A 17,672-nucleotide genomic window follows, 5' to 3' on the forward strand; every position below is an offset into this window, starting at 1 on the left:
CCCTAAGAGGGCCTGTCAGCAACCTGAGCCGAACATTACAGTTCTGTCAGGTTGCTATTTCTTTCTTGTAGCCCATCCAGAAGGCTCGGTACTGTCTTTCATGCCCTCATAAAGCCTTGCGAATTTCTTGAGAGGGCATGCTCGGCAGCGATGCCTAAGCTACTCAGGGTCATTCGCACCCGCGGATAAGACCACCAACAATTAAGAGAGATTGTCACTATGTCGAATAAATCCAACGTCGCTACCGGTGCCGCTCTGGCTCTCGTGGCCGCCAGCCTGTTTGCTACCCTGCCTGTCCAGGCCGCCCAGGACACCAAAGCAGCTGAAGTGAAGTGCTTCGGCGTCAACGGTTGCAAGGGCCAGAACGACTGCATGACCGCCAAAAATGCCTGCAAAGGCCAGGGAGAATGTAAAGGCCAGGGTTTCAAGCTGATGACTCAGGCCAAGTGCGATGAGGCCGGTGGCAAGACCAGCGAATAATGCCGTTGCGGGGAGTGCCTGCCACTCCCCTGCTGGAGTCTTGAATGAGTAAGCGCAAAACACTGGGTTTCGGTCTTGGCCTTCGCAGTGAGTATTACCAGCAGATTCTTGAACAGCGACCTGCGGTCGACTGGTTTGAGATCATTTCCGAGAATTACCTGGTGGGCGGTGGCAAGGCCCTCTACTTTCTCGATGCGATTGGCGAGCAATACCCGTTGGTGATGCACGGAGTATCGCTGTCGATCGGCGGTTCGCATAACCTGGACATGGGCTACCTACGACAGCTCAAGCAACTGGCGGACCGGGTACAGCCCCAGTGGGTTTCCGACCACTTGTGCTGGAGTCGCGGCAACGCCCATCAACTCCACGACCTGCTGCCGCTGCCGTTTACCCAAGAAAGCCTGCTGCATGTCGCCGCGCGGGTGCGTCTAGTGCAGGATGTTCTGGAACGTCCCATTGTGCTGGAGAACGTTTCTTCTTACGTGCAGTGGAAGACGTCCAGCATGAGCGAATCGCAGTTTCTCTCGGAACTGAGTTTCCTGACCGGTTGCGAATTGCTCCTTGACGTGAACAACGTCTACGTCAGCGCACGAAATCAGGATTTCGACCCATGGCAGTTCATCTTGGAATTGCCGCACGAGCGGATTCGTCAAATTCACCTGGCCGGGCATAGCGATTACGGGCAATACCTCATCGACACCCACGACCAGCCCATCGCTGACCCGGTTTGGGCGCTCTACAGCAAGACTTTGAGCTACTTGGGTCCAACGTCGACGTTGATCGAGCGGGATGATCATTTTCCACCGTTCGAGGATCTGTTATCCGAGTTGGAGCATGCCCGAGCTATCGCCAATGGCGTGATATCGAGGGCAACCCTTTGAGCCTAAGCGCCTTACAGACTGCATTTGAAACTTACCTGACAGATGGTGCCCTGCCCTCCAACGAGCTTTTGGAGCAAGTCCGGGGTTGCACTGCGCTGAGTGCCCTCGAAGGCCTGCGGATCTACCATAACGCCTATCGCTCGCGCCTGCTGGCGGTGCTGCGCGAGGATTTCCCGGCGCTGCAGCAATGGCTGGGAGAACAGTCGTTCGAGCAACTCGCACTGGCCTATATCGCCGCCTGGCCACCGCGGCATTTCAGCATTCGCTGGCTGGGTGAAAAGCTGCCCGAGTTCATTCGCAGCTACATTGCGGAACCTCAACTTTCACCGATGCGCGAACTCGCGGAGCTGGAGTGGGCTTTTACACTGGCTTTCGATGCTCAGGATGTCGAAGCGCTTTCACTGCAGGCCATCAGTGAGTTTTCGGCTGAAGACTGGGTTTCATTCAGGGTTTCCCTGACTCCATCTGCCAGATGGCTGCGATTGCAGTACAACACCCTGGCGCTGTGGAAGGCTGCCAAGTCTGGGGATCTGCTTCCCGTTGCCACCCAACCAGCCGGGAATCGAGACTGTCTGGTCTGGCGTCATAACCTCGTATGCCATTACCGAAGCCTGGAGCCAGAAGAGGCGTCAGCATTGCGGTTTTTCGTCGAGGGTGGATCGTTCGCCGAACTCTGCGAGTCATTGAGCGCAACACATGGAGAGCAAGCCCCCCTGCAGGCCGCAACTTGGTTGAAATTGTGGGTCAACGAAGGTTTGCTAAAGCTCAGGGCAACTATTCACGAATGACCCGGAACCTATAGGCTAGCGGCTTCTCTTTGGCCACTCCCGAGCGCGTCTATGACACACCGCATCATTCATTTCAAACAGCAAGCCTTGCTGGACCCAGAGACTTACCAGGCGATGCTGGCCGACGGCGTCGGTCATTGGGAGGCGCTTGTAGGAAAAGTCGTCGGAATAGAAGACGAGAAAAGCCACGAGTTCGCCGCATTGAAAAGCCTGTTCAAGCGAAAGCGCTACTCCTATGACACGCTGGAAATGCGCGAGCCAGGCGATCACTCAAACTGGCTTCGCGGCCGAGATGGGGATGAAGGTATTACTAACGAGGTCACCAGTATTCACGGGCTGAAAGAGCTCTCAGAACTGGAGATTTAGTCGGTCGGCAGGCCAGCGCTCAAGCGCTGACCTGGGCCGCATAACCAAGCTCCTGGATCAGCTCGCGGATCGATTCGGCACTTTCTGTGCTCTCTACAGTGACCTTGCCGGCTGCCCGATCCACCTCTACGCGTGCGTCCTGATCCAGCGTCTGGATGGCCTTCGTGATTTTGCTGACACAACTGCCACAACCCATACCCGAAACATTCAGGCTGAACATCTCTCTCACCTCATTTCGTCCGCGGCTCAAGTTACCGCACAGACAGCATCGACCTTGACACGATGGCAAGGTCAAGTGCGCAAACGCAACAGTAAGGCTCAGCCGTTGTTCACAGGCATCAGGATGGGGTTCGATGAACACACCACTACGTGCCTTGCGCCCCTCGTAAGGGCGACATACAGATTCTGAGCGGTCATAAGTTCAGGATGCAGAACAACCGAGACATCCGCCTCGAGCCCCTTGAGAAGTAATGTGCTGCCTACCGAGCGTCTTGCGATGGGGCGGGCAAGGTGTCGATTGCGTTCTCGCGCTTGAATGGCTGCACTCAGAAAGTCGGCTGTACCTCCCGCCACAGCTTGCATAGCGGACCGGCAGCAGTGCAGAACTTCCGGTCGGTACACCCGTGCCCCCGGCTGTTCGGCGAGGGCGTTGAGCACAAGGAGTGCTCGCTGCGGTGTTGGCTCCCCGACGAATGCGACGGCCTCGGCCTCGGCTGGGGTCGGTGGCGTTCGGGCACGTCCTGTGCGCAGAGACTCCACACGCGTTCGCAGGTTTGCTGCACCTACCCCCGTCATCACGCTTGAAGCAAATTCCGCAAGTTGTGCCAGAGCATTGGCACCCTGCAGGTTAAAGTTCCTGGCGAAGTTGACGAGGTCCCTTAGGTCGACGGCTTCGACGGCCATGGCGCCGGGTGTCTGGCTCGTGAGCTGATGGCGACCTTGCACGTTGATGGAGTCCCCGATGATGAGGACGCTGCCCCGAGCGTTGGGTGACTCGGTTCTAGCGGCCACCAGCCGCTGCTGGACTTCGGTCCCGGCGTTGAGCTGCACCCAGCGCACTTCTGCCGGAGCCGTGCGCAGATCCACCGGCTGGCCAACTTGAAGTTGCTGCCGTATGGCGAGTAGCCACTGCCCAAGGTTCTCAGCTCCGGCCAGCCGCCAGCGCCAGGGTATCCTCAGCTCTCCTGCCGCGGGGAACAGGGGCTGCACCTCATTCGCCCAATGCACCAGTCGATTGCCACGAAAGTCGAAGATGGCTTGCATTGGGTCACCGAGCACGCAGGTCGGTAGCACCCGGGCCAAACCTGACACGATGGCGTGCTGGACGACGTTGCAGTCCTGGTATTCGTCGACAAGCAAGCGCGCGTAAGTGGCACGGAGAGGCTGAGCAAGGTGGCCTGCCTGCAGTAACAGCATGGCGGCGTGCCGAATTGCAGGGTAGTCGGTGTTGGGCTGGTGGAGCTGTAAGATCTGTGGGTTATGGCCGCTTCGCGCTGGGAACTTAGCGATGAGGCGCATCGAGAATCCATCAATGGTGGAGACTCGATATGCGGAGTTAGGAACGCCGGCTCGTCTCAGGCGCGCCCGTAAGGCCGCAACGCCTGCGTTCGTGTGCGTTAGTACGAGTATGGGTTTGCTCTGCCTATGCGCGATGAGCGTCTCGGCAATCAATTGCGTTTTTCCACAACCTGCGGGGGCTGTTATGGAGCCACGCTCGATAGCGAAAAGATCGATCTCAAGGGGCACTTGTAAACGTCCAGAGCTGATTCGTGACTGCCATGAAGCCCTGGTCGGCGTTCTGTAGAGACGGGCCGACGATGTCCCTTGCAACCTCCTGATAGGTTGTCAACGACTTGAACCACCCGCTGTTGCGGATACGAGATGCAGCTCCCAAAAGCTCTCGCGTCGCGGGCAAGTAGCCCTGAATAAGTCTTTCAGCTTTGATGTCATGTAGTGTCATACGTCCTTGGGACTTCGTCTGGATGTGCGCATTCATCAGCTCTGCACCCACTATTGTTTCGGCTTTCGCCAGAAGTGCATCGAGTGCTTGGTCACTGAGATGGCGGAAGATCTCGTCCTCCAGAGTGAGACCTGGTCGCCATGTCAGAATTTGTCCGCCTGCGGCCAAGAATGCTTCAGGTAGCCCTGCGGTCGAAGGTTTGTCGGCGTCTACAAAAACCATCACGCGATAGCCTAGGTTCTGAAGTGCCGTTCCGCGGATAAGACTGTTATCGGGACTTCCCCCGCCGGCGTCCACATAAGCGCCACCATGAGCCAGGAATGAGGTAGCGCCAAGGCTGCCCCACCATTGGTCAAGGCCACGCGCGAAGCCAACCTCGCTGGCACCCTCGCAAACGATAATGGATTTGGCGAGGAATGCCTCTGGGTCCTTCCGAAGGGTACTTTGTACTTCGTTGGCCTCCCCTGCCGCCATAACGCTGTGGCGTTGAGGCCCAGACCGAACAACGAATAACTGGCTGCCGGACAATTCGCGCAGCGCGACCGGTGAGTGAGTCGTCATGAAGACCTGCAGCGGAGCGGCAGCGTCCTTTGCGCCCAGGGAGTCCAGGAATCGCATGAGCCGATGAGGTTCAAGCCCATATTCCACCTCATCGACAAGAGCAATTGGCGCGGCGCTAGCTGCAGCTCTTTGCAACCCTGCCACTAGCAATCGCGACGAGCCCGTGCCAAGGGAGCGAAGGGGAATGCCTGTGTCGCTGTGCAGCGCGATCGCACCCTCGCCAATCGACACAGAATGTGCGTCAAGGAGTGCTTGTGGCATCGCTCCAACCGAAACCCCAAGATGCTGAGCCGTGCGTTGCACCACCTCAAGCGTCTGAGTTAGATGTCCGACGGCTTGATTGCCAAAGTTCGCTCTTGCTTGCCTCGCGGCGCGCGCAAGTTCGGCACCTAGCTCTGCACGCTCGTCAGTAAGTCGATTGAGCACTGAGCCACGACTCCACGACAAGTTCGAACTCGCAAAGCTGCCGATACGGGCGGGTGCTAGTGCCGCTCGTTCCTTCCAGGGAAGAGTGCGTTCGAGTTGCTGCTGCTCCGCACGCTCAGAAAAAAGTGTCCAGGTAGGTTCCAAATCGGCACCAACTTGCAGAAGCAAGGTGATAACGGTCTCCAGCCCCGCTCGCGGTTCGTCTTCGACTTCTCCCGTTCCTGGATTGAATCCACGCAAGAACTCGCCGTAAACATCGATATCCATCAGCGATACCTGCAAATCGCCAAGCGTCACACTGATGGTGATGGGTGTTTCGACGTTCAGAGCGAAGAAGTCCATGTCGCCGAACGTGCCGCCCCGGCGGGCACCGACGCAAAGGTCAATCGCATCTAGAATGCTGGACTTTCCACTATCGCCAGGACCTATGAGGCAGTTAATTCCTGGGGCCGGCACCCAGTCGAGCGCCTGGATAGATCGGAAGTTGCTGATAATCAGTCTGCGAATGCGGGCCACCGAGAGTCCTCATGGGTTAACGACGACCAGTCTCCTACCCGCAGCGGCAACAGTCCATCGAACGTCACCTCGTCACTATGTGTTGCGACAGATAGGTCGGACCGGAAACTACCGTACGGCATTTTCCGGTCAGATGCGCTTCTGAATAATCACCTGGTCGGTGGTATGGAAGCCTATCCGATGTCCGTTGATTTCAACCTCAGAGCATTGAAGACCACCGACGCCGAGCTGACACTCATCGCCAGCGCAGCAATCAAGGGCGACAGAAGATGCCCCGTCAGCGGGTACAGCAGCCCCGCTGCTAGCGGGATTCCCATCGCGTTGTAGAGGAACGCAAAGGCGAGGTTCTGCCTCATGTTTTTCACGGTTGCCACTGACAGGGTGCGCGCTCGCAGGATGCCCATCAGATCTCCCTTGACCAGCGTCACTTGGGCGCTGTTCATCGCCACATCGGTACCGGTGCCCATGGCGATACCTACGTCAGACCTGGCCAGGGCGGGCGCATCGTTGATGCCGTCACCCGCCATGGCGACACGACGGCCATAGCCCTGCAAATCGGCGACCAGTTTCTCCTTATCCTGCGGTTTGACCTCACCATGCACTTCCTCGATTCCGAGCTGCTTCGCCACGGCTCTTGCTGTGGTGAGGCCATCACCAGTGGCCATGATGACCTTTACGTCTTCGCTTTGAAGCTTGGAGACAGCCTGTTGAGAAGTAGGCTTGATCGGATCGGAAACGGCCAGGAGTCCCGCCAGGCGACCATCAACGGCCAAATAGATGATGCTGATGCCTTCCAGACGCAGTTGCTCGGCGCGATTGCGCAGCGGGGTAATATCGACGCCCGCCTCGTCCATCAGTGCGGTGTTGCCGAGCTGCAGCTGATGGCCATCGACCTGACCGCGCACGCCAATACCCGAGCCCGACTCGAAAGTGTCCGGCTTGACCAGTGCAATGCCTTGACCCCGCGCATGATCGACGATGGCATGAGCCAGCGGGTGCTCACTACCCTGGTCGAGACTGGCAGCCAGGCGCAGCACTTCATTGGAGTCGTAACCGCCTGTCCCTTCCGCACTATGGAATACGGGGCACCCCTCAGTCAGGGTTCCGGTCTTGTCGACGATGAGCGTGTCGATCTTGCATAGATTTTCGATGGCGCTGGCATCGCGGAACAACACACCGCTGCTAGCGGCCTTGCCAGTCGCAACCATGACGGACATCGGGGTTGCCAGACCCAGGGCGCAGGGACACGCAATGATCAGCACCGCCACCGCATTGATCAGGCCAAATACCCAGCCAGATTCCGGCCCGAACAGCCCCCAGCCGAAGAAGGTCAGAATCGCGATCAGGATCACCCCGACCACGAAATACCCCGCAACGGCATCGGCCATACGCTGCATGGGTGCCTTAGAGCGCTGGGCCTTGGCCACCATCAGCACGATCTGCGACAGCATGGTTTCGGCACCGACTTTCTGCGCCTCCATAACTAGGCTGCCGTGGGTGTTTAGGGTGGCACCGATAAGGGCATCCCCTGCCCGTTTGGTCACGGGTAACGGTTCTCCAGTAAGCATCGATTCGTCGACTGCGCTCTCACCCTCCAGCACAGTGCCATCTACAGGAACCTTCTCGCCTGGCCGGACACGCAGATGATCGCCCTGATGGACATGGGTTAGAGGAATGTCCTCTTCTACTCCATCGGGCATGATGCGCCGCGCTGTCTTTGGTGCCAGTCCCAGCAGCGATTTGATAGCTGCGGACGTCTGCGAGCGGGCCTTTAGTTCGAGCATTTGGCCCAACAGCGTGAGTGAGATAATCACCGCGGCTGCTTCAAAATAGACGCCGATACGTCCGTCCTGGACAAAGGCCGCCGGAAACGACTGCGGAACCAAGGTAGCGGCCACGCTGTAGAGGTAGGCAGCTGCAGTTCCCAATCCGATCAGCGTCCACATGTTGGGGCTGCGGTGCCGGATGGAGTCAATGCCGCGGGCGAAGAACACCCAGCCACCCCATAGCGTCACGGGCGTCGCCAGAGCCAGCTCGACCCAGTTCTGGGTCGTGCCATGAAACAGTTGCAAGGAATGGCCAGCCATCGCCAGCACGGTCACGATGACGGTCAGCGGTAGGGTCCACCAGAATCGCCGAGAGAAGTCCTTCAGCTCCGGGTTTTCCTCCTCTTCCAGCTCCGGGATGACAGGCTCCAGCGTCATGCCACAGATCGGGCAGTTGCCAGGGGTCGGTTGGCGAATCTCTGGATGCATCGGACAGGTATATGCGGCTCCTTCTGGTGCCGATATCGTAGGGTGACTCGTATGCTGATGTGCTTCATGAGACGAGTGGCCCATGTACGAGTGGGGATCAATTTGAAACTTCTGCAGGCATTTGGCACTGCAGAAGCGATAGGTCTTCCCTTCAACGCTCTCGCGGTATGGGCTATCAGATTTCACCTCCATGCCACACACCGGGTCGCGCTGGCTCTCGGAGTGGGCGTGCGAGTTATGTGAATGATCCTGGTCATGATGGCAGGAGGTCTTTTGCATGCGATCTATGTCCTTTCTTCGTCCTTGGAAACAGCGGTGCTGCTGGAGTGGGAGTGCCCGCCGTGATTGTGGCCAAACAGATGCATCAGCGGGCATAGCAGCAGGATGAGGTACGGCAGGGCCTGCGAAAGATGACCGTAATGCTCACGCGCTACATAGAAGATGCCGATTACGGCCAGCATGATCAGCGCAATGCCAATCTTGCTCTTCCAAAAAGGCGGCTCAGTGGTACTGGTGTGATGGGTATGGTCCACGACAATAGCCTCGTTTCAATGGCGGCCGGATCAGTATAGGTGTCTCAGACTGGACGGAGTTGGCGAGTATCAATAAACGTCAGCGTACGGTCACCTTACCGACCATTCCCGACTGATAATGTCCTGGAATATTGCAGGCGAACTCCAGTTCGGTGGCGGCGGAGAAGGTCCAGATCAACTCTTCGCTTGCTCCAGGTCCGACAAGAACACTGTTGGGGTCATCGTGTTCCATACCGACCATCTTCATGCCGCCCATGGCATGGCCCATATTGCTCATGTCATGCACACCTGTAGGGGACAGCGTGCCGTTCTGAAACATCGCGGCCATCTCTTTCTGGTGCGCGGCATGGGATGCCGCTTTGCCAAGATTGAATTCGTGTAGCAGTGCACCGTCATTTTTCAGGACGAAGCGAACTGTCTCGCCTGCTTTGATCTCCATTGCTTTGGGTTCGAAGAAGATGTCCCCCATCCGGACTTCGATGGTGCGATCTACTGCCTGACCGTCTCCCGGTTGCCCAATACTGTCTTTCTTGTGGCCCGGGCTGGCCAGCGCATTGGCAGCACTGAGCAGCAAGCCAAGGGTGGTGATTATGAAAGCGGGTCTGAGTTTCATGGTGTGCCTCTGAGGTGTTGAGGAGGGATGAGTCCCGATGCTAATGAGGTGCAGCTGGCGGTACGCTGACGTGAAAACTACATCGCAGTAAGGTTCGTCAAATCGGTGCTACCCAGCTCGCGGCCAACGGGTAGCACCGGTGCCGGACTAACGCAGAGCAAACTCACCGACCATCCCCGCCTGGTAATGCCCAGGCAATGTACAGGCGAAGCTCAAACTGCCCGCCTTAGGGAAGGTCCACACGAACTCTTTGGTTGTGCCGGGCTCGACGAGAACCGCGTTCGGGTCGTCATGCTTGGCTTTGATGACTTTCGGATAGCCTGGAGGGTTGGAGTCTCCCGTGCCATAACGCTCATGCCAGACAATGCGCTCGGCCATGCCGGTCGGGGTCAGTGTGCCGTCCTTGAACAAGGACGCCATCTTGCGCTGGTGCTCCAGCTGGGACGCTGCCTGCCCGATGTTGAACTCGTGCATCAACGCGCCCTCGTTCTTCAGAACGAAGCGCACGGTTTCACCTGGCTTCACATCGATCGTTTTCTGGCTGTAGTTGATGTCGTCCATCTTTACCAAGATGGTACGAGTCGCTGGCGTCGCCTGGGCCTGCTGCCCAATGCCATTGCTACTGCCGCCGGCCTCGGCAAATGCCGGAAAAGTGGTGCTGATGAACAGAGTGCTGATCAGCAGCTTAAGGGGTATGCGTTTCATGGTGAGACCTCGCGATGGATGCTGGAAATCTCATGCTATTCCCCGCTTGCTGCCAGGCCGCTGACCCCAAAACTACAATTGCGTCAGCTGGGAAAAAGCACGGCGCCATAAAGGCGCCGCTAGGCCAAAGGAGCAATCACGAAAGGCCTGGAAGATGGGGGAAATCTTTACTGATGGCATTCCTTGTCGGCCATCATCAGCTTGTGCTCTCGAATCATTTGACCCAGCACGTCGTCTACCAGCTTGTCATGCTTTTCCATCCAGGCTAGATGCTCTTCGGCTGACATGTCTGGCGCGGGATGTTCGTTGTGCAGCTGGCTCATGATCTCTTCGAGCATGTTCATATGCTCCTTCATGTGCACATGCCGCTCGCCGACCGGGGCCTTCTCCGCCTGGATCAGCACGGCTTCTGCTTTGTCGCGCATCTGCTGGATGCGCTCGAATACACGGTCGCTGCCCCCTTCGGCCCAAGCCATAGAAGACAGCAGTAGCGAACCAACCAGAAGCAAAGGTTTCAGCGATTTCATAGGGCAGTCTCCATCAGTGCAAACTATGGCCGGCACCTCTGCTTTTGGTCTGTCGAGGGCCGAGAGCACAACCTAATGCTCATGCTAGCACCCTAGACAAGCCACCCTGTCAGAGACCTGAAGTCAGAATTACATTTTCGTAAGCTTCTGGTTGGGGCCGCGGTTTGCCTGCAAACTCAGGCCACCCGATTTTTGGAGTCTGCTCGCATGAAACTACTGGTAGCTGAAGATGAACCCAAAACCGGTGCATACCTGCAGCAAGGCCTGAGTGAAGCGGGCTTCAATGTCGATCGGGTTATGACCGGTACAGATGCTCTACAGCACGCGCTGAGTGAGTCCTATGACCTCCTGATCCTGGATGTGATGATGCCTGGGCTGGACGGGTGGGAAGTGCTGCGCATGGTGCGCGCCGCAGGAAAAGACGTTCCCGTATTGTTCTTGACGGCACGCGATGGTGTGGAGGACCGCGTTAAAGGGTTGGAGCTAGGTGCGGACGACTACCTAATCAAGCCATTTGCTTTTTCAGAACTTCTGGCCAGGGTCAGAACGCTGCTGCGTAGAGGCAATGGCTCACCCACGCAAACAACGATGAAAATTGCCGATCTGGAAGTCGATCTGATGAAGCGGCGTGCGATCCGTGGCGGGAAAAGAATTGACCTGACCGCGAAGGAGTTTTCACTGCTGGAACTGCTACTGCGCCGGCGCGGCGAGGTGCTCCCGAAGTCGCTGATTGCCTCTCAGGTTTGGGACATGAATTTCGACAGCGACACCAATGTCATTGAGGTTGCGGTACGCCGGCTACGCGCAAAAATCGATGACGATTTCGATCTCAAGCTGATTCATACCGCCCGCGGCATGGGATACATGATGGATGCGCCGGAGTGAATATGAAGCACCTTTCGCTGACAGCACGCATGAGCCTGATGTTCATGTCCGCGGTAATTGCAGTCCTGACGGTAGCAGGGCTGAGTTTCAATATGCTCAGCCAGCACCACTTCAAGATGCTGGATCGGCAGGCCCTGGTGGAGAAACTCGAATCCGCCAAACATATCCTCAACAATGCTCGCGGTGAAGCGAGCCTTTCGGAAGAATTACCGCAGTTGCGAGCCTTGCTGGGAGCCCATCAGGATCTGGCGGCCACTATCCTGGCCAGTGACGGTTCTGTACTGTTCTCCGACCCCAGAGCAGTCGAAGTACCAGAGCGTTTCAGACGTGAAAATGAGCAGAGCATGTGGGAGTGGCAGAACGGCCAACACATGTACCGCGGCATGACGGCGCAAATCTCGGTAGCCGATCAGGCTGAGCCGCTCACAGCTTTGCTGATTCTTGACGTCACCAATCACACACACTTTTTCGACACGCTGCAACGATGGTTCTGGATTGGATTGGTCATCAGTGCCCTGTTCAGTGCCGCGCTCGGCTGGGTGGTTGCTCGCAGCGGCCTTAGGCCTCTGCGGCAAGTCACTCATGTGGCCTCCGGGATGTCCGCTCGCTCGTTACAGGAACGAATCCCTCTCGAACCAGTGCCGCGGGAACTTCAGCAACTGGTTCTATCCTTCAATGCGATGTTGGCTCGGCTAGAGGATGCCTTCGTTAGGCTCTCCAATTTTTCGGCCGACATTGCCCACGAGCTACGCACGCCCGTTAGCAACCTGATGACCCACACCGAGGTCGTGCTGAGCAAGAAACGCGATATCAATGCCTATGAAGAGAATCTCTACTCCAACCTGGAGGACTTGAAGCGCATGTCTCGGATGATTGATGACATGCTTTTCTTGGCCAAGGCTGATAATGGCCTGATCATCCCCGAGCAGGCCAGGATCGAACTGGCTGACGTAGTCTTCAAGCTGTTTGACTACTACCACCTTCTGGCCGAAGAACATGGCATTGAACTATCGCTCACAGGCACAGGCCAAGTGCTGGGAGATCGGCTGATGCTTGATCGTGCACTTTCCAACTTGCTGTCCAATGCACTGCGCTACACGCCGGTGGGACATACAATTTCGGTTTTGATCCGCGAGACAGCGGACTCCACAACCTTCAGCATCGAGAACCCAGGGGACACAATTAGCTCAGAGCATTTAGAGAAGCTCTTCGACCGCTTTTACCGGGTCGACCCCGCTCGGCGGGAGGGAAGCCCGAGCAACGCCGGGCTCGGACTTGCCATCACCCGATCCATCATTGAGGCTCACAAAGGCCGCATCTGGTGCACCTCAGCCGCCGGCCTCACGGGCTTTCACATCGAATTGCCCCATTCCAGATGATGCCGATCTGGCGGTAAGTAGGCTACAGCTAAACCGCTAGCCCAACTTGACAGGGTGGGTGCAACTCGACTGAGCGCAGATTGCATTCGCCATCCAGATAGGTAACGAGCGGTGAGCTGACACCAGATCACCCCATTCGCTCTCGGGTAGTAGTTTATGAAGTTTGAAAACGGCATACCCCACGCTTGCCTCGCCAATCCAATCCAATGCTCGAATGGCTTCCCCCGCTCCAGTAGCGCCTAGAGCCATCAACCATCGAGGCGCATACCGAATCGACACGGTGGTCTTGCCTACCTGAAGCTCCCTAGAGCGTCCGTCGGTTAGAAAGACATAGCGAACTGGAACCTGTGTGCTCAGCCCTAATTTATTCGCGGCACGAGCCCCGTGGTCGACCAGCACTTCACCCAGCGCATTAGCCAGCGAGTGGACAACCTTCTCCGGTGCCGGCGGGCGCACGCCGAACCGAGTTTCGACTGCGGCAACATAAATGCCCCGAGCAACGCGAAACAGCTTTCCACCTTCGACCAGGCGAGAGAGTCCTCGCTGCACAGCATGGCGAGAACCATGATGCAGGAATCTGCTAGGTGTCAGAACCTCACCTTCTGGAAGCTGTTGAATGATGTCCAGGATTTTCTCGGGAAGAGCCTTCATTGTCCTGTCAAACCTCGTGAGTGGCCCTGCCAAGAACCACCAGAGGTGGCGACCATCTCATGCGGGACACATCATCGAACAATAGACCTGGTGCTTGGCTCCGTCCTGTGAGTACAGGCAATCTCTGTGCGAGTAGGTCTGGCCTGATGCCGTTTGGAAGTCGTAGCCCAAGACTCGTTCGTCCCGGTCATAGACCCTTATCAGCTCGGTCAGCTTCTCCATCGTCCAGTCATTGGATCCATTCAGCCTCGCAGGCAGTACAACCTGGACTGCCTCGACCAGCGTTCCCTCAGCGCGTCTTTGTAGCATGAACACTTGACCATTTCACTCAACGCGGGCGAATGGGAAGAGAAAAAACTAACGCCTTACCAGGTGGTCGTCCTTTGGAGCGAGTGGTCAGCAGCTGCCCGCGGGCGACTGAAAAATGAGCTGGAAATAGCCCGGCAAGAGAACATAAAAGCCAAAAAAGACAAGCAGGCATCCCGCAGTTACCTCTTCTTTGTGGGTGCCCAGGATGCCAAGAACCCTGCAATTTTCCATGTGCTGGATCATCGACTCATTTGCACCGCACATGACGAGCTGGTGTTCCCAGTGCGCAGCTAGGTGCAGATCGGGGCCGCGGAAGGCGGTCTTATGGCAGTCCCTCGGGCCAGTTTGAGATGTGTTGTAGCGCACTCAGTTGCCCAGGGAACACTCCTGTGCTCTCGACATAGCGCAATGCGGATTGCCCATCGCTCCAGCCTACGTACTGCATCAGCGCTTTGATATCCCAGCCGCTGCGGGTGGCCCAGGTGGCAAACCCGCGGCGCAGCGAGTGGCTACTGTACAGCTCCGAAGGCAGCCCTGCTGCCTGCAGTACGGCGCGCATGAGTGGGACAACGCTATTTGGGTGCAAGCCCTGCTCACCTAAGTGCCCCCAGCGATCAATTCCACGGAATACCGGCCCGCGTGCGATACCCGCAAGACTGATCCAGTCGACGTAGGCTTGTACTGGGCACAGCCTGGCCAGCGCCGGCGCGTTGAAGGTCTGGCCTTGGTTGTCCCGATCACCTTTGCTCCAGGGCAGGAACAGTTGCATGCCCTCCCCGGTCCGCACCTGGATGTGCTCGACCTGTAGGCGACATAGCTCATCACTGCGAAAGGCCCGCCAGAAGCCGATCAGTATCAGAGCGCGATCGCGGCAACAGCGCAGTAGCCGTGGCAAGTCGTCTTCCGCGCGGGCCTGCTCCAAAGCTTGTTCCAGCCACAACACGCACTGTTCGAACTGGCGCAGCTGCAAAGGTTCGGCCTGCTTCTCTTGGCGTGGGTGCAAAGTACGAATGCCCTTGAGGATCTGGCGGACCAGCGGAGTCTTGGTCGGATCCGGGAAGCCTTGGCTGACATGCCACTGCGCCAACGCCGCGAGGCGCAACTTCAAGGTATTGCTGGACAGGGTGGCGGCGTGATCGACCAGATAGCGCACGACTGTATCGCTAGTCGCCGGCAGAAAGCCACCCCACGTCACCTCGAAGTGCTCAAGCGCCTGCTGATAGCTCCGCCGGGTGTTGGCACGAGTGCCGGCCTGCAGGTACCGCTCGATCTCCTGGCTCATCTGAGCGCATCCCCTTGGTGTACCGGTGAGCGACTGCCAAACGACAAAAACACCGCATCACCTTGGATAATTCATGATTATCCAATTCTAGAATACGAGCGGAAAAAAACGAAGTTCTTGATAATATGCTATGTATTTACATAGTACATACCACAGAACGAAATCGTCAGGAGTTCCACTTATGGCCCGCGGTGGCATCAACAAAGCAATCGTGCAGAAAGCCCGGAATTCTCTACTCGCCCGCGATATCCACCCCAGTATTGATGCGGTGCGCATCGAGCTGGGCAATACCGGTTCAAAGACCACCATTCACCGCTACCTGAAAGAGCTTGAAGACGCCGAGCGCGGCCGGGATGCGGCCTTGATCCCGCTCAGCGAACAGTTGGCCAATCTGGTCAGCCAACTGGCAGATCAGCTAGAGGAGGAGGCGCAGGCCGCCGTGGCCCAGGAGCGCGAACAACTGGCCCGCGAACGGCTCGATTACCAGCATCGGTTTCGACAGGCCGAAAACCGCATCCAACAACTGGAAGGCCAGACCGCGCTCGACGCGGAACGACTTCAGACCACTCATCACGAGTTGCAGCAGGCCGAGATCGAGAACGCCCGCCTACAGCAGGCTAATCGCGACCTGGAGGAGCGGCACAAGGATCGCGACGCACAGATCCACTCGCTGGAGGAAAAACACCGACATGCGCGCGACACCCTGGAGCACTACCGGCAGGCCAGCAAGGAACAGCGTGAGCAGGAACAACGCCGACACGAGTCGCAGATACAACAATTGCAACTAGAACTGCGGCAACTGCAGCAGACCTTGATAATCAAGCAGGACGAACTGACGCAACTGAACCGCGACAATGCACGCTTGCTCACCGAGGCGCGGCAGTTGCAAAAAGAGCGACATGCACAGCAACAGCTAGTGGCGCAGAAAACTCAGGCCCTGGAGGCTCTGCAGAGCACGCTGGCCGGCTCCGAACGCTCGAATGAAGCCCTTGAACAGCGTTGTCGCACATTGCAGGAGGAGGTGTCCCGGCTGAGCGAAGCATCCGCGCTTCAGGTGCAGTAGACGCAGGGCCTGCAGGAGCGCTTGGTCGAAGCCACTACACAGCTAAAGCTACTCGGGGTGCCGCTTGTGAACAGCGATGGCGCACGTAGCACATGAACCGGCACACTGAGCCTATGCACTGAGCGGAGGTGGAGATGACACTACTTGAGACTGCCGATGAGGGGGCTGCGGAACCTGTCCGGCTGACTACGCCGCTGGGCCAGGCCATTGGTAATCTGTTCGCCCGGGCCTTGCCGCTACTGGATGGCAATCCGCCAGGCTCACTCAAGGTCTTCGTCTTCGGCGGCTGCGCGGTGCACCTGCTCACCCATGCGCGTGGTAGTGCGGACATCGATGCGGAGATCGAGGCGGCCCGTGTGCTGCGTAAGGACGAGATCATGGCCGTCTACACACCGCCAGAGGGATATGAGGACGGCGACGGCCGCGACTTGCAGGTGTACCTGGACCAGAACTACACCAATGCCCTCGGGCCACTGCACGAGGATTACCGCGAGCGCGCCATCCCCATGGAGGGTTTCGAGGGTGAGCAGCCGCTACATATCTTCGTTGCCGCCGGCGTGGATCTGGCCATCTCCAAGCTCGGCCGCTTTACGGAAAACGATCAATCTGATATCGAACAGCTCATCGAATGTGGCCGTGTCGATGTCGGCCAGTTTGTTACACTAGCAACAGAGGCAATCGATTATGCCGTGGGCAACCGAAGTGCAATGCTAGGCTGCCTGAAACTGGTCACAGCGAAGTACCTGGAGGATGGGCGAGATGCCACGTCTGGATCGTAAACAAAGCTTTGGCACGCTTCTGGAGACTGTCACCCAGCAGCGTCTTAGCCAAGTTGCGTCCGATGCTCTTGTGGAGCTCGCCAAGCAGTTGTGGTACGAAGAGCGCGACCTCGTGCCAGTACTGCAGCGTGAAGTGGCAGGCAAGCTGCGCCAGCCTGAACAGAAGCTGCGTGCCCTCTATCTCGTCGACCTGCTGCGTCGCTTTCCCTGTGTATCAACGGACAAAGCCGCGCGCCTAAAAGGCTTTGTCAGCAGTTGGTCAAACCTGAAACCAGCAGAGCGCTCACCGCGTGCGACCCAGCTTGTCTCTCGCTACCAACTCGACAAGCTGGCCTATGAATGGGGGCTTGAAGAGGACGTCAGCAAGCAGATGCAGGATGTCCTGGCTTTCCAAACCCGCCATTACGCGGCCACCCAGGGCGTGAAGACGGGCTATTCAGAGCCAACGCCCGTCAGCTAGCAGCAGAGCACGGCAAAATGGACGGGGAATGGCCAATTCAATAAATCACGACCAACGACTCGCTGATCTAACACGCGAGGCATTGGCCGACGTGAGCGAGGGTTTGGTGATCGATCACGCATTGGTCGAGACTTGGGCTCAGAGCCTTGATACCGACACCCCAGTACCTTTGCCAACTCCAGATCGGCCTACTTAATTCGCAGCAGGCCGAACTGATCCTCAGCGGTATCTGGCTGAAGCCATTACGCTAAGG

The 17,672-nt window shown here is 57.6% G+C and carries 20 protein-coding genes and 1 pseudogene; 11 read left to right on the top strand and 10 right to left on the bottom strand.

What is annotated here, in order from left to right:
- The first annotated feature begins 219 nt into the window (after window positions 1-219).
- Genes bufA2 through PM2_RS28360 form a run of 4 tightly spaced genes read left to right on the top strand, consistent with a single transcriptional unit; the run spans window position 220 to window position 2,515 of the window.
- Window positions 220-480 (top strand): BufA2 family periplasmic bufferin-type metallophore, encoded by a 261-nt coding sequence (bufA2, locus tag PM2_RS28345; RefSeq protein ID WP_004577564.1) that lies wholly within the window; start codon window positions 220-222, stop codon window positions 478-480.
- A gap of 44 nt (window positions 481-524) precedes the next feature.
- The gene (gene bufB, locus PM2_RS28350; RefSeq protein WP_003139536.1) at window positions 525-1,361 is read left to right on the top strand and encodes an MNIO family bufferin maturase; all 837 of its coding nucleotides are present in this window, start codon (window positions 525-527) and stop codon (window positions 1,359-1,361) included.
- Entirely contained in the window at window positions 1,358-2,149 is a 792-nt protein-coding gene (locus PM2_RS28355) for an HvfC/BufC N-terminal domain-containing protein (protein WP_004577565.1), read from the top strand. Before bufB ends, PM2_RS28355 begins: the two co-directional genes overlap by 4 nt.
- Window positions 2,150-2,200: 51 nt before the next feature.
- Window positions 2,201-2,515 carry a hypothetical protein gene (locus PM2_RS28360; RefSeq protein ID WP_003139538.1) on the top strand — a complete coding sequence of 105 codons (315 nt, stop codon included), beginning with the start codon at window positions 2,201-2,203 and terminating at the stop codon, window positions 2,513-2,515.
- Window positions 2,516-2,534: 19 nt separating this feature from the next.
- On the opposite strand, the gene PM2_RS28365 is transcribed toward PM2_RS28360, so the two are convergent.
- From PM2_RS28365 to PM2_RS28400, 8 genes are all read right to left on the bottom strand, one after another.
- Window positions 2,535-2,735, bottom strand: a complete 201-nt coding sequence (locus PM2_RS28365; protein WP_003139539.1) for a heavy-metal-associated domain-containing protein — start codon at window positions 2,733-2,735, stop codon at window positions 2,535-2,537.
- A gap of 98 nt (window positions 2,736-2,833) precedes the next feature.
- Window positions 2,834-4,261 (bottom strand): UvrD-helicase domain-containing protein, encoded by a 1,428-nt coding sequence (locus PM2_RS28370; RefSeq protein ID WP_004577566.1) that lies wholly within the window; start codon window positions 4,259-4,261, stop codon window positions 2,834-2,836.
- Window positions 4,251-5,978: an ATP-dependent nuclease gene (locus tag PM2_RS28375; RefSeq protein ID WP_004577567.1), complete on the bottom strand. Its 1,728-nt coding sequence runs from the start codon at window positions 5,976-5,978 to the stop codon at window positions 4,251-4,253. Before PM2_RS28375 ends, PM2_RS28370 begins: the two co-directional genes overlap by 11 nt.
- 173 nt (window positions 5,979-6,151) lie before the next feature.
- Window positions 6,152-8,512 carry a heavy metal translocating P-type ATPase gene (locus PM2_RS28380; RefSeq protein WP_023662984.1) on the bottom strand — a complete coding sequence of 787 codons (2,361 nt, stop codon included), beginning with the start codon at window positions 8,510-8,512 and terminating at the stop codon, window positions 6,152-6,154.
- Window positions 8,513-8,517: 5 nt separating this feature from the next.
- Window positions 8,518-8,766, bottom strand: coding sequence for a DUF2933 domain-containing protein (locus tag PM2_RS28385; RefSeq protein WP_003246761.1), 249 nt, complete (start codon window positions 8,764-8,766; stop codon window positions 8,518-8,520).
- A gap of 79 nt (window positions 8,767-8,845) precedes the next feature.
- Window positions 8,846-9,379 (bottom strand): cupredoxin domain-containing protein, encoded by a 534-nt coding sequence (locus tag PM2_RS28390; protein ID WP_004577569.1) that lies wholly within the window; start codon window positions 9,377-9,379, stop codon window positions 8,846-8,848.
- A gap of 147 nt (window positions 9,380-9,526) precedes the next feature.
- A complete protein-coding gene (locus PM2_RS28395; protein ID WP_004577570.1) occupies window positions 9,527-10,084 on the bottom strand; it encodes a cupredoxin domain-containing protein in 558 nt (185 codons plus the stop codon).
- 167 nt (window positions 10,085-10,251) lie between these two features.
- Window positions 10,252-10,611 (bottom strand): co-regulatory protein PtrA N-terminal domain-containing protein, encoded by a 360-nt coding sequence (locus tag PM2_RS28400; RefSeq protein ID WP_016487037.1) that lies wholly within the window; start codon window positions 10,609-10,611, stop codon window positions 10,252-10,254.
- A gap of 207 nt (window positions 10,612-10,818) precedes the next feature.
- On the opposite strand from PM2_RS28400, the gene PM2_RS28405 reads away from it, so the two are divergent.
- Both PM2_RS28405 and PM2_RS28410 read left to right on the top strand, forming a co-directional pair.
- Entirely contained in the window at window positions 10,819-11,496 is a 678-nt protein-coding gene (locus PM2_RS28405; RefSeq protein WP_004577572.1) for a heavy metal response regulator transcription factor, read from the top strand.
- A gap of 2 nt (window positions 11,497-11,498) precedes the next feature.
- Complete coding sequence (locus PM2_RS28410) at window positions 11,499-12,875, top strand: heavy metal sensor histidine kinase (RefSeq protein ID WP_016487036.1); 1,377 nt, start codon at window positions 11,499-11,501, stop codon at window positions 12,873-12,875.
- Window positions 12,876-12,911: 36 nt separating this feature from the next.
- Here the strand turns inward: PM2_RS28410 and PM2_RS28415 are convergent, their stop codons facing one another.
- On the bottom strand, window positions 12,912-13,526 hold the full coding sequence (locus PM2_RS28415; RefSeq protein ID WP_004374692.1) for a DUF6088 family protein: 615 nt from the start codon (window positions 13,524-13,526) through the stop codon (window positions 12,912-12,914).
- A 315-nt stretch (window positions 13,527-13,841) separates the two neighbouring features.
- On the opposite strand from PM2_RS28415, the gene PM2_RS30910 reads away from it, so the two are divergent.
- Complete coding sequence (locus PM2_RS30910) at window positions 13,842-14,129, top strand: hypothetical protein (protein ID WP_016487034.1); 288 nt, start codon at window positions 13,842-13,844, stop codon at window positions 14,127-14,129.
- A 28-nt stretch (window positions 14,130-14,157) separates the two neighbouring features.
- Here the strand turns inward: PM2_RS30910 and PM2_RS28430 are convergent, their stop codons facing one another.
- Entirely contained in the window at window positions 14,158-15,117 is a 960-nt protein-coding gene (locus tag PM2_RS28430) for a site-specific integrase (RefSeq protein WP_004577575.1), read from the bottom strand.
- 181 nt (window positions 15,118-15,298) lie between these two features.
- Between PM2_RS28430 and PM2_RS28435 the strand changes: the two genes are divergently transcribed.
- The 4 genes and pseudogenes from PM2_RS28435 to PM2_RS32195 form a co-directional block, all read left to right on the top strand.
- Window positions 15,299-16,180 (top strand): DNA-binding protein, encoded by an 882-nt coding sequence (locus PM2_RS28435; RefSeq protein WP_004577576.1) that lies wholly within the window; start codon window positions 15,299-15,301, stop codon window positions 16,178-16,180.
- A gap of 134 nt (window positions 16,181-16,314) precedes the next feature.
- Entirely contained in the window at window positions 16,315-16,959 is a 645-nt protein-coding gene (locus tag PM2_RS28440) for a DUF6036 family nucleotidyltransferase (RefSeq protein WP_004577577.1), read from the top strand.
- Window positions 16,940-17,419, top strand: a complete 480-nt coding sequence (locus PM2_RS28445; RefSeq protein WP_004577578.1) for a hypothetical protein — start codon at window positions 16,940-16,942, stop codon at window positions 17,417-17,419. The genes PM2_RS28440 and PM2_RS28445 overlap by 20 nt, the downstream gene beginning before the upstream one ends.
- A gap of 64 nt (window positions 17,420-17,483) precedes the next feature.
- Window positions 17,484-17,615: pseudogene (locus PM2_RS32195) on the top strand (hypothetical protein); the annotation flags it as partial.
- Window positions 17,616-17,672: the final 57 nt, after the last annotated feature.

Source organism: Pseudomonas monteilii NBRC 103158 = DSM 14164 (assembly GCF_000730605.1).
GTDB classification, from domain to species: Bacteria; Pseudomonadota; Gammaproteobacteria; order Pseudomonadales; family Pseudomonadaceae; genus Aquipseudomonas; species Aquipseudomonas monteilii.